The organism is Sphingomonas sp. P4_G3 (assembly GCF_056401105.1).
In genome coordinates this window covers 24,779-34,953 of the sequence record NZ_JBFUJZ010000016.1, presented here as the reverse complement: position 1 = coordinate 34,953, position 10,175 = coordinate 24,779, and the positions used below count along the sequence as shown (strand labels likewise).

Sequence of the window (10,175 nt, the reverse complement as noted above, 5' to 3'; positions counted from 1 at the left end):
GGGTATTCTATGGGAGGCCGGGTGGGGGAGCGGGCCGGCACCGTCTTAAAACTCGCTCTACCGCGAGTTTTGAAACAATCCCTCAGCCGCCGGTCGCGCTACTCGAAAAGCTCAGCTTCATGTTCTTGGAATTGGCCGGGACGTCGAGCTTGCCGCTGTAGAAGTCGATCGTGCCGCCCGGTGCGATGGTCGGCTGGTCGGGCTTGATCACCCAGCTATAGACCATCCGGCCATCCTTGGGCGCGTCGTACAATTCGACCCGGATGTCGGGGATCGGTTGACGCTCGGCGGTCGGATTATGGATCTGGCCGCCGACCGCGAACAATTCGCTGCCGGTCGGCAAATCGCGCCGGTCGGGCTGCTTGACGTTGACGAAGGTCAGCGGCGTCTGGCCCCCGCCCGCGGGCATGCCCAGCCAGGTCGCGACGCTGGGGACGTTGAGGAACAGCAAGGCGACGGCGGCGGCGAGCATCGCGATGCCGGCGGTCACCGCGGCGATCGTCCAGAGGCGGGCGGGGTTGCGGCGCGGCCGGAACGGCGGCTCGTGCGCGAAAGCGTCATAGTCCGGCGCGATATCGGCGCCGGCTGTCGGCTCGGCAGGAGAGGGCGCCGCGATCGGCTGGGGAGCGGCGGGCACCGCGGGCACCGGCTCGGGGGCAACCACCGCAGCGCTCGAAAGGTCGAGCGTTTCGGGCTGCTGGAACCAGCTATGTTTGCATTTGGCGCAGCGCACGGTGCGACCTTCGGGCCCGATCGCGGTGTCGGGGACGAGATAGCGCGTATGGCATTCGCTGCATTCGAGGATCATATCGGCGTCCGCAAAGGGCCAACACAAATGCCCCCGTCGCAAACCCTAAGCGGGCAAGGACAGTGCGGCAAGCCTGCCGATACGCACGCCCCGGCTTGAAGCGGGAACAGGTTACGTGCGATGGCGCTGGCGGGGCAGCGTACAAGCGGGTAGCAAACGCCGGCATGGCGAATATCGTGCAGTTCGAGGATGTGGGGCTGCGCTATCCCGCCAGCGACGTCGATACCTTGTCGGCGATCAACTTCACGCTTGCCTCGGGCGGGTTCTATTTCCTGACCGGCCAGTCGGGGGCGGGCAAGACCTCCCTGCTCAAGCTCATCTACCTTGCCCAGCGCCCCTCCCATGGCGTGATCCGCTTGTTCGGTGAGGATGCCGGCGCCTTGCCGCGCAAGCGCCTGCCGGGCTTCAGGCGGCGGATCGGCGTCGTGTTCCAGGATTTCCGGCTGGTCCCGCATCTGTCGGCGTTCGACAATATCGCCTTGCCGCTGCGGCTGTCGGGAGTGCCCGAGAGCGACGTCGAGGCGCCGGTGCGCGAGATGCTCGCCTGGGTCGGCTTGTCGGAACGCAGCCATGCGCCGCCGCCGACGCTGTCGGGCGGCGAGCAGCAGCGGATCGCGATCGCGCGCGCGGTGATCGGACGGCCCGAAATCCTGGTCGCCGACGAGCCCACCGGCAACGTCGATCCCGACATGGCGGCGCGGCTGCTGCATCTGTTCGAATCGCTCAACCGGTTAGGCACCACCGTCGTGGTGGCGACGCACGATTTCCATTTGCTCGGGCGAATCCAGAACGCGCACATGATGCGGATCGAGGCCGGGCGGCTGCTCGATCCGACCGGCGCCTTGCGCAACCCGCCCAAGGCACCCGCCGCATGAGCGTGGCGATGTTCTCGACCGCCGCCGATCGCCGCGTGCTCGACGACCGCCGCGGCACGCGCGCGATGACCTGGATCATGGCGATCATGCTGTTCCTGACCGTGCTCGCGGCGGCGCTGGGGCTGGGCACGATCAACGCGGCGGGCGCACTCGATCGCGAGCTTGCCGGGCGCCTGACGGTGCAGGTCGTCGCGGCCGATCCGGCGGTGCGCGATCGCGATACCCAGATTGTGCTGGCGGCGTTGCGCGGGATGCCGGCGGTATCGCGGGCCGATCCGGTCGACCCGGCACGATTGACGGAATTGCTGCGCCCCTGGCTGGGGGATGCCTCGACTGATGCCGATGTGCCGCTGCCATCGCTGATCGACGTCACGCTGAGCATACCGAGCGAAGAGGCCGCGGCGCGCGTCGCCGCGGCGGTTCGTGGCACTGCGGCGAGCGCGCGTGTCGACAGCCAGTCGCGCTGGCTGTCGCCGGTCGCCGATTTCATGCGGACGATGATCTATGCCGCGGCGGTGCTGGTCCTGCTGATGGCGGCGGCGACCACCGCGGTGGTGCTGCTCGCGGCGCGCGCGGGGCTGGAGACGCACCGCGACACCATCGCCATCCTCCACATGCTGGGGTCGACCGACGTGCAGGTCGCGCGGCTGTTCCAGCGGCGAATCGCGCTCGACACCATGGTCGGCGGCGTGATCGGGACGCTGGCGGCGATGCTGGCGATCTGGGCAGTGACCGGGCAGATGGCCGGCCTCGGCTCGCAATTGCTGTCGGGCGGCGTGCTGACGCGGAGCGATTGGGTGCTGATCGCGCTGTTGCCGTTGATCTTCGCGATAGTGGCGACGCTCGCCGCGCGGATCGCGGTGCTCGGGCGGCTGAGGCAAGTGCAATGATCCGCCGCCTGATCGCCATCGTCGCATTGGTCTATCTGCTCGGCTTCGTCCTTTACACGCTGACCCTGCCGCGGCCCCTCGAGGATATGAAGACCGACGCGATCGTCGTCCCGACCGGGGCGCCCGGCCGGATCGATCGCGGACTGGCGCTGATCGCCGCACATCAGGCGAAGCGGCTGTTGATCAGCGGTGCCGCCCCCGGCGTCCGGCCAATCGATTTGTCGATCAAGTACAACGTCCCGTTGGGCGTCTTCGCGTGCTGCGTCGACCTCGGACACGAGGCGGTCGACACGCGCTCGAACGGCGCGGAAACCGCCAAATGGGTGGGCGATCACGGCTATAAATCGGTGCGGCTGGTCACCTCGGACTGGCATATGGCGCGCGCGCGGATGGAACTCGATGCGTCGCTGGCCAGCGACGTGACGGTGGTCGATGACGGCGTGCAGGGCGATGCCGAACTGGGCGTGCTGCTGGTCGAATATAACAAGCTGCTGTTGCGCCGCGTCGCCTTGTGGCTCGGGTTCGGACAATGAGCGCAAGCCGGTGACATTGTTGCGTAATGTGGCGTTCGCGATCGTCTTTTACGGCGTGTCGCTGCCGATCGTGCTGCTGGTGCCGTTCTCGGCATTGTTCGGGCAGCGCGTGCTGATCGCTTACGCCCTGGCCTGGATGCGATTCCACCGCTGGTGCGTGCGCTGGCTGCTCGGCATCCGCGTCCGTTACGAAGGGCCACGGCCGTCGGGCCAGGTCTTCTATGCCGGCAAGCACCAGTCGCTGATGGAGCCGCTCGAGCTGGTGGCCGAACTCGGCGCGCCGGCACCGATCATGCGGCGCGAATTCGCGCGCATCCCGATCTGGGGCTGGGCGACGAGGCGCTACGGCGTGATCCTGGTCGATCGCGCTGCATCCTCCAAGGCGCTGCGCCAATTGATGCGGGAGGCCGAGGCGGCGCGGGCGAGCGGGCGGTCGGTGATGATCTTTCCCGAAGGCACGCGGGTGAAACCGGGCGAGCAGCCCGAGCTGAAATCGGGATTCGCCGGGCTCTACAAGATGCTTGGCCTGCCGGTCGTGCCGATCGCGACCGATGTCGGGAAATTGTGGCCCAAAGGTGGGCTGAAGCGCGCCGGGCTGGTGACGTTCCGCTTCGGCGAGGCGATCCCGCCGGGCCTCTCGCGAGCGGAGATCGAGGCACGGGTGCACGACGCAATCAACGCGCTGGACCAAAATCCTCCCCGCTAGCGGGGAGGGGGACCATCGCATAGCGATGGTGGAGGGGGCGGGCCGCATCGGAATCGCTCGCGGCGCCCCCCCTCCACCACGCGACTACGTCGCGTGGTCCCCCTCCCCGTAAACGGGGAGGATTTGCCTAATCGTGCTGCCGCCCGAAATCGGGCGCGGCATCGTCCTGGCCCTGGTCGATGATCGAACGACGGATCGCGCGAGTGCGAGTGAACAGGTCGAACAATTCGTCGCCCTTGCCCCAGCGGATCGCGCGCTGGAGCGAGGTCAGATCCTCGGTGAAGCGCTGCAGCATGTCGAGCACCGCTTCTCGATTGCTCAGGAACACGTCGCGCCACATCGTCGGGTCTGACGCGGCGATACGGGTGAAGTCGCGAAAACCGCCGGCCGAATATTTGATCACTTCGGACCGGGTGACTTCTTCCATGTCCGACGCGGTGCCGACGATCGTATAGGCGATCAAATGCGGCAAATGGCTGGTGATCGCCAGCACGCGGTCATGGTGCTGCGCGTCCATCATCTCGATCTCGGCGCCCAGCCGCCGCCAGAATTCGGCGACGCGCTCGACCGCGGCGGGGTCGGCGCCGTCGGGCGGGGTCAGGATGCACCAGCGGCCGTGGAACAGGGTCGCGAAGCCGGCCTCGGGGCCCGATCGCTCGGTGCCCGCTACGGGGTGAGCGGGAACGATGGTCGCGCCGGGGAGCGCGGCGCTCAGTGCCGCGAGCACGGTCCCCTTGGACGAGCCGACGTCGCTGACGATCGCATCGGCGGGAAGGTCGTCGGCAATCGCTTCCGCCGCCGCGGCCATCGCGCCGACCGGCACGCAGAAGATCACCAGATCCGCATCGGTCACCGCGGCGCCAGCAGTGTCGGCGATATCGTCGCAGAAATCGAGCGCACGCGATGTCTCGCGGACCTGCGGATCCATATCGTGCCCGGTGACGCGAACGGTCGGCATGTCCGCCTTGATCGCGCGCGCGATCGACGAGCCGATCAGGCCCAATCCGATGATGGTGACGCGGGAGAAAGGCAGCATGGCAATCAGACCCTCACCCTTCCCACCGCCTTCGGCGGCGGGCCCCTTCCCTCTCCCGCATGCGGGAGAGGGAGGGAGGCGCGAAGCGCCGGAAGGGTGAGGGTCTGTCTTACCTGTGGCATCAGCCGGTCTTCTCGACCATCGCGCGCAATGCCGTAGCGACGCCTCGCGTCTCGTCCTCAGTGCCGACGGTGATGCGCAGACCATGCGGCAGGCCCTGACCCGGTAGCCAGCGGACGATATAGCCGGCGTCCATCAGGCCCTTATACGCGGCCTCGGCGGTCAATTTGCCTTCGAACAGCACCAATACGAAATTGGCCTGGCTCGGCACCGCACGCAGGCCGGCATTGCCGAGCTGGGCGATTTCCTGCGAGAACCAGGCACGCCATTTGGCATTGTGTGCCCGAGTATGCTCGACGAAATCGGTGTCGCCCAATGCCGCGATCGCCGCCGCGGTGCCGGCGATGGTGATCGAGAAAGGCAGGCGGATACGGTGCATCGCCTCGATGATCGCAGGCGAGGCATAGCCCCAGCCGATCCGCTCGGCGGCGAGCCCGTACATCTTGGAGAAGGTGCGCGTGACGAGAACGTTGGGCGCGGTCTCGGCCAGCGCCATCCCGCCATCCTCGGCATCGCCCTCGATATATTCGGCATAAGCGTGGTCGAGCACGAGCAGGATGTCGGGGCGCAGGCCCGCGTGCAGCCGCGCGATCTCTTCCTTGGTCGCGTAGGTGCCGGTCGGATTGTTGGGGTTGGCAATGTAGACGATCCTGGTGCGCTCGGTGACGCAGGCCAGGATCGCGTCGACATCGGTGGCATAATCGTGATCGGGTGCGATCACCGGCACCGCGCCGACGCGCCGCGCAGCGATTTCGTACACGGCGAAACCGTAATGCACGAAGATCACTTCATCGCCCGGCCCGGCGAAGGCGCCGGCGGCGAGATGGAGTATTTCGTCCGACCCGTTGCCGTAGATGATCCGCGCGGGATCGAGCGCGTATTTGTCGGCGAGCACGTCGCGCAATTCGGTCCCGCTGGCATCGGGATAGCGTTCGAGGCGGCTCGCTGCCGACAGGAACGCCTCACGCGCCTTGGGCGAAGTGCCCAACGGGTTCTCGTTCGACGAGAGCTTGGCGACCTTGCGGCCGTCATCGGTGGTCGATCGCCCGGGGATATAAGGCGCGATCGCCATGATCCAGGGCTTGGGTTCAGGAGCGCTCATGATGATGGGCCTATGCGCAGGCGGCTGTCGCCTTGGCAAGATTGAGCGGTTAAGGACTATATCCAAGGGGGAAGGCGGATGCGGGGACCGACGGCATTCTGGCAGGCGCTCGAGACGGCGCGGCAGGAGACTCTGCGTGAGAGCGGGGCGGCGGCGCCCGTGCCCGGCGGTGACGGGCAGACGCGGCGGCAAGTGCTGATCGCGCTGGCGGCGACCGCGGCGACCGCGGCTTTGCCCCGTCCCGCCCGCGCGGCAGCGAGCAATGCGCCGGTAGTCATCATCGGCGGCGGCATCGCCGGGCTGACCGCTTTGTGGCATTTGACCAAATCGGGGGTCGATGCGCGGCTTTACGAAGCGCGCACCCGGCTCGGCGGGCGGATGTACACCGCCAGGGCGAAAGGCGTGCCGTCGATCGAGATTGGCGGGCAATTGGTCAATACCGACCATGCCGACATGCACGCGCTCTGCCGCGAATTCGGCGTGCAGTTGATCGACCGCAAAGCCGGCCAGCATCGCGCCATGATCCTCGACGGCGCGCGTGAAGTGCCGGAAGGCAAATTGGTCGCCGGCCTGCGCGGCATCGCCGGCCAGATCGATGCCGATTCGGTGCGGCTCGACCAGAATTACGCCAAGGTCGCGGCCGAACTCGATCGGATGTCGTTCACCTCCTATCTCGACAAATATGCCCGGCTGATCCCCGAGCCCTGGGTGCGCCGCCTGATGGAAGCGACCGCGCGCACCGAATATGGCTGCGAGCCGGCCCAGGCCTCGGCGATCGAATTGGTGTTCAACCTGCCGACGATCGACGGCCGCCGGATCGACGTGCTGTCCCGCAGCGACGAACGCTATCTGATGGCGGGGGGCAGTTCGTCCTTGATCGAGGCTATGGCGGCGCGACTGGCGAGCCGCATCACCACTTACCGCCGCGCCGTGCGGATCGATCCCTCGGCAAGCGGCGCGCGCGTGGTCTTCTCCAATGGCGAGAGGATCGACGCGTCGGCAGTGATCGTCACCACCCCCGCCTCGATCATGAGCCGGATTGCCTATGGCGTGCCGCTGCCGCCCTTGTGGCGCCAGTTCATCGGCGAGGTCGGGCTGGGCAGGAATGGCAAGGTCCAGGCGGTGACCACTACGCGGCCATGGGAAAAGCCGATCGGGCGCGGCGGTGAGATCTGGCAGACCGACCACGATGCCGGCGCATCGCTCGGCTGGGACGGCGGCGTGCGTCCGGCGGCGGGGCCGGGTAGCGTGTGGACCTGGTTCACCGGCGGCGACGAAGTGCTTGCCGCCGACCAGGCCGATCCGGGCGCGCTGGCGCTCAAGCTTGCGCGGCTGGCCGAAAGCGGCGTGAAGGGGATGGGCGCCGCAACGGGTGCGACCGTCCGCCGCACCAACTGGCATCTCGATCCCTTCTCGATGGGCGCGTACGTCAATTTCCGCCCGGGGCAGCTGACCAAGTTCGCCGATTTGATCTGGACTGAAACCGACGGCATCGCCTCGACCCCGATGGGCGCGGGGCCGGTGCATTTCGCGGGCGAGCATCTGTCGGATGCCTATCCGGGCTATATGAACGGCGGCGCGCAGACCGGACGGCTCGCGGCACAATCGGTGATCGCGGCAAGAGCACCGGCGCGGCGGATGGGGTAGTTACATCCTTCCCAGCTTTGCTGAGTGACGAGCTATTGGGGCGAAAGCCTGATCGTCACCCCAGCGAAAGAGCATCGGGTTGAGCATGCCCCGCATGCTCAAGGATCGTCCGGGGGACGATCCGACCCGATGCTGGTCTCCAGCCGTATCGCGATATTGCCTGAGATCCCAGCTTTCGCTGGGATGACGGGTGGATCTCCCCCTCCACCAGCCTTGGGCTGGTCCCCTTCCCCGTCTGCGATGGGGAGGATTTGCGCCCGTAAGACTTGGACACGCGCCCATTTCCCACTAACCGCATCTCCATGACCGACGATCAGCGCTTCGGCCTGTCGCGCCACGTGACCTTGCCGGGGCCGCTCCGCCTCGACGGGGGCGTGCTGCTGTCGCCGGTCGATATCGCCTATGAGACGTATGGCACGCTGGCGCCCGACGGAACGAACGCGGTCCTGATCTGCCACGCGCTGACCGGCGACCAATATGTCGCGAGCGACCATCCGATCACCGGCAAGCCGGGCTGGTGGACGCGGATGGTCGGGCCCGGCAAGCCGATCGACCCGGCGCGGCACTTCATCGTCTGCGCCAATGTGCTCGGCAGCTGCATGGGCTCGTCGGGGCCCGCGACGATCAATCTCGCGACCGGGTGTCCCGCGGCGATGAGCTTTCCGGTCATCACGATTCGCGACATGGTTCGCGCGCAGGCGATGTTGCTCGACCATCTCGGCGTCGGCACGGTCACCCTGGTCGGCGGGTCGATGGGCGGGATGCAGGCATTGAGCTGGGCGGCGACCTTCCCCGAGCGCGTGACCAAGGCCGTGGTGATCGCCTCGACCGCGCGCCACACCGCGCAGAATATCGCGTTTCACGAAGTCGGCCGCCAGGCGATCATGGCCGACCCCAATTGGCGCGGTGGCGATTATTATGGCGAAGGCGATCCGCCCGCGGCGGGGCTCGCGGTCGCGCGGATGGCGGCGCACATCACCTATCTGTCCGAAGCCGGGCTGACCGAGAAGTTCGGCCGGCGGCTGCAGGCGCGCGAGGCCAAGTCGTTCGGTTTCGACGCCGATTTTCAGGTGGAGAGCTATCTGCGCCACCAGGGGTTGAGCTTCACCGACCGGTTCGATGCCAATTCCTATCTCTATATCACCCGGGCGATGGACTATTTCGACCTGGCCGAGGAGCATGGCGGCCTGCTCGCCAATGCCTTCAAGGGGAGCCGGACGCGGTTCGCCTTGGTCAGCTTCGATACCGACTGGCTTTATCCTACTCCCGAATCGCGTGCGATCGTCCACGCGCTCAACGCGGCGGGCGCGGCGGTGAGCTTCGTCGAGTTGAGCAGCCCGTTCGGGCACGACGCCTTTTTGCTCGACGCGCCCGAACTCAACCGCGTGGTCGATGGCTTCCTGAGGGCGGCATTGTGATCGAACTTTCCGACGACAAGGCGCGGCTCGACGTGGCGCGGGTGCATGCATGGCTCGCGTCGAGCTATTGGTCGCCCGGGATCGAGCGCGCGCTGGTCGAACGCGCGATCGCCGGGTCGCATTGCCTCGGCGCCTACAGTCAGGGTGAGCAGGTCGGCTATGCGCGGATGATCACCGATCACGCGACCTTCGCCTGGCTGGCCGATGTCTGGGTCGACGAACGCGCGCGCGGGCAGGGCGTGGCGCGCGCGATGGTCAAGTGGTTCGTCGATCATCCCGACTTTGCCGGCATCCGGCGAATGGCGCTGGTCACCGCCGATGCGCATGGCGTGTACGAAGCGCTGGGCTTCCACGCCTTGATCCGGCCGAGCCGCTATATGGAGCGGCTGGCGCCGGGGTTCGCCGATGCGTTGCGGGCGACGCCGGAATGAGTCTGCGTCCCGACCTCGCGGTGATCGCCGCCAATGTCGCGCCGGGCAGCCGCGTGCTCGATATCGGCTGCGGCGATGGCGAGCTGATGGCGGCGTTGCGCGACGAGAAGCAGGTCGATGCGCGCGGGCTCGAGCTCGATGCGGGCGACGTCGCGAGCGCCGTCGCGCGCGGCCTGTCGGTGGTGCAGGGCGATGCCGATACCGACCTTGCCGATTATCCCGACGACAGTTTCGATTACGCCATCCTCAGCCAGACCCTGCAGACGACGCGCGCGCCCGATGTCGTGCTCGAACATCTACTGCGGATCGGGCGGCACGCTTTCGTGTCCTTCCCCAATTTCGCGCATTGGCGGGTACGCGCGTCGCTCCTTTGGGGCGGACGGATGCCGGTGACGCGGCTGCTGCCGGTCGCCTGGTATGCGACGCCTAACATCCACCACGTCACGATCGACGATTTCCGCGCGCTATTGAATGAGCGCGGCATCACCGTCGAGGGCGCGTGGTTCCTGTCAGGCGATCAGCGCACGAGTGCCACGATGGCGAACCTGCTCGCCGAGCATGCGGTGTTCTTGCTGAAAAGGTAGCGGCGGTTGCCGGATCGAACCCGTG

The 10,175-nt window shown here is 67.2% G+C and carries 11 protein-coding genes; 8 read left to right on the top strand and 3 right to left on the bottom strand.

Translation table 11 applies throughout. The features are described from left to right. Nucleotides 1-82: 82 nt before the first annotated feature. The gene (locus AC1DQQ_RS22000) at nucleotides 83-808 is read right to left on the bottom strand and encodes a zinc-ribbon domain-containing protein (RefSeq protein WP_478046790.1); all 726 of its coding nucleotides are present in this window, start codon (nucleotides 806-808) and stop codon (nucleotides 83-85) included. A gap of 164 nt (nucleotides 809-972) precedes the next feature. On the opposite strand from AC1DQQ_RS22000, the gene ftsE reads away from it, so the two are divergent. From ftsE to AC1DQQ_RS21980, 4 genes are read left to right on the top strand one after another with little or no spacing between them, the layout of a single operon-like run. Continuing rightward, entirely contained in the window at nucleotides 973-1,683 is a 711-nt protein-coding gene (gene ftsE / locus AC1DQQ_RS21995) for a cell division ATP-binding protein FtsE (protein WP_478032797.1), read from the top strand. Continuing rightward, nucleotides 1,680-2,573 (top strand): cell division protein FtsX, encoded by an 894-nt coding sequence (locus tag AC1DQQ_RS21990; protein WP_478046789.1) that lies wholly within the window; start codon nucleotides 1,680-1,682, stop codon nucleotides 2,571-2,573. The genes ftsE and AC1DQQ_RS21990 overlap by 4 nt, the downstream gene beginning before the upstream one ends. Continuing rightward, the gene (locus AC1DQQ_RS21985) at nucleotides 2,570-3,106 is read left to right on the top strand and encodes a YdcF family protein (protein WP_478046788.1); all 537 of its coding nucleotides are present in this window, start codon (nucleotides 2,570-2,572) and stop codon (nucleotides 3,104-3,106) included. Before AC1DQQ_RS21990 ends, AC1DQQ_RS21985 begins: the two co-directional genes overlap by 4 nt. A 10-nt stretch (nucleotides 3,107-3,116) precedes the next feature. Further along, nucleotides 3,117-3,812, top strand: a complete 696-nt coding sequence (locus tag AC1DQQ_RS21980; protein WP_478046787.1) for a lysophospholipid acyltransferase family protein — start codon at nucleotides 3,117-3,119, stop codon at nucleotides 3,810-3,812. Nucleotides 3,813-3,939: 127 nt separating this feature from the next. Here the strand turns inward: AC1DQQ_RS21980 and AC1DQQ_RS21975 are convergent, their stop codons facing one another. Both AC1DQQ_RS21975 and hisC read right to left on the bottom strand, forming a co-directional pair. Beyond that, complete coding sequence (locus AC1DQQ_RS21975; protein ID WP_478046786.1) at nucleotides 3,940-4,848, bottom strand: prephenate/arogenate dehydrogenase family protein; 909 nt, start codon at nucleotides 4,846-4,848, stop codon at nucleotides 3,940-3,942. 121 nt (nucleotides 4,849-4,969) lie between these two features. Next, nucleotides 4,970-6,070, bottom strand: coding sequence for a histidinol-phosphate transaminase (gene hisC, locus AC1DQQ_RS21970; RefSeq protein WP_478046785.1), 1,101 nt, complete (start codon nucleotides 6,068-6,070; stop codon nucleotides 4,970-4,972). 78 nt (nucleotides 6,071-6,148) lie between these two features. Here hisC and AC1DQQ_RS21965 point away from each other — a divergent pair, with 78 nt between their 5' ends. The 4 genes from AC1DQQ_RS21965 to metW all read left to right on the top strand — a co-directional run bounded on the left by AC1DQQ_RS21965 (nucleotide 6,149) and on the right by metW (nucleotide 10,150). Further along, nucleotides 6,149-7,717 (top strand): flavin monoamine oxidase family protein, encoded by a 1,569-nt coding sequence (locus tag AC1DQQ_RS21965; RefSeq protein ID WP_478046784.1) that lies wholly within the window; start codon nucleotides 6,149-6,151, stop codon nucleotides 7,715-7,717. A gap of 302 nt (nucleotides 7,718-8,019) precedes the next feature. Beyond that, entirely contained in the window at nucleotides 8,020-9,135 is a 1,116-nt protein-coding gene (gene metX, locus AC1DQQ_RS21960) for a homoserine O-acetyltransferase MetX (RefSeq protein ID WP_478046783.1), read from the top strand. Continuing rightward, on the top strand, nucleotides 9,132-9,566 hold the full coding sequence (locus tag AC1DQQ_RS21955) for a GNAT family N-acetyltransferase (protein ID WP_478046782.1): 435 nt from the start codon (nucleotides 9,132-9,134) through the stop codon (nucleotides 9,564-9,566). Before metX ends, AC1DQQ_RS21955 begins: the two co-directional genes overlap by 4 nt. After that, nucleotides 9,563-10,150: a methionine biosynthesis protein MetW gene (metW, locus tag AC1DQQ_RS21950; protein WP_478046781.1), complete on the top strand. Its 588-nt coding sequence runs from the start codon at nucleotides 9,563-9,565 to the stop codon at nucleotides 10,148-10,150. The genes AC1DQQ_RS21955 and metW overlap by 4 nt, the downstream gene beginning before the upstream one ends. Nucleotides 10,151-10,175: the final 25 nt, after the last annotated feature.

Coding starts and splice junctions, on each gene's coding strand:
- hisC (WP_478046785.1), bottom strand. CDS start 6,070: ATGAGCGCTCCTGAACCCAAGCCCTGGATCATGGCGATCGCGCCTTAT.
- ftsE (WP_478032797.1), top strand. CDS start 973: ATGGCGAATATCGTGCAGTTCGAGGATGTGGGGCTGCGCTATCCCGCC.
- metX (WP_478046783.1), top strand. CDS start 8,020: ATGACCGACGATCAGCGCTTCGGCCTGTCGCGCCACGTGACCTTGCCG.
- AC1DQQ_RS21985 (WP_478046788.1), top strand. CDS start 2,570: ATGATCCGCCGCCTGATCGCCATCGTCGCATTGGTCTATCTGCTCGGC.
- metW (WP_478046781.1), top strand. CDS start 9,563: ATGAGTCTGCGTCCCGACCTCGCGGTGATCGCCGCCAATGTCGCGCCG.
- AC1DQQ_RS21975 (WP_478046786.1), bottom strand. CDS start 4,848: ATGCTGCCTTTCTCCCGCGTCACCATCATCGGATTGGGCCTGATCGGC.
- AC1DQQ_RS21965 (WP_478046784.1), top strand. CDS start 6,149: ATGCGGGGACCGACGGCATTCTGGCAGGCGCTCGAGACGGCGCGGCAG.
- AC1DQQ_RS22000 (WP_478046790.1), bottom strand. CDS start 808: ATGATCCTCGAATGCAGCGAATGCCATACGCGCTATCTCGTCCCCGAC.
- AC1DQQ_RS21990 (WP_478046789.1), top strand. CDS start 1,680: ATGAGCGTGGCGATGTTCTCGACCGCCGCCGATCGCCGCGTGCTCGAC.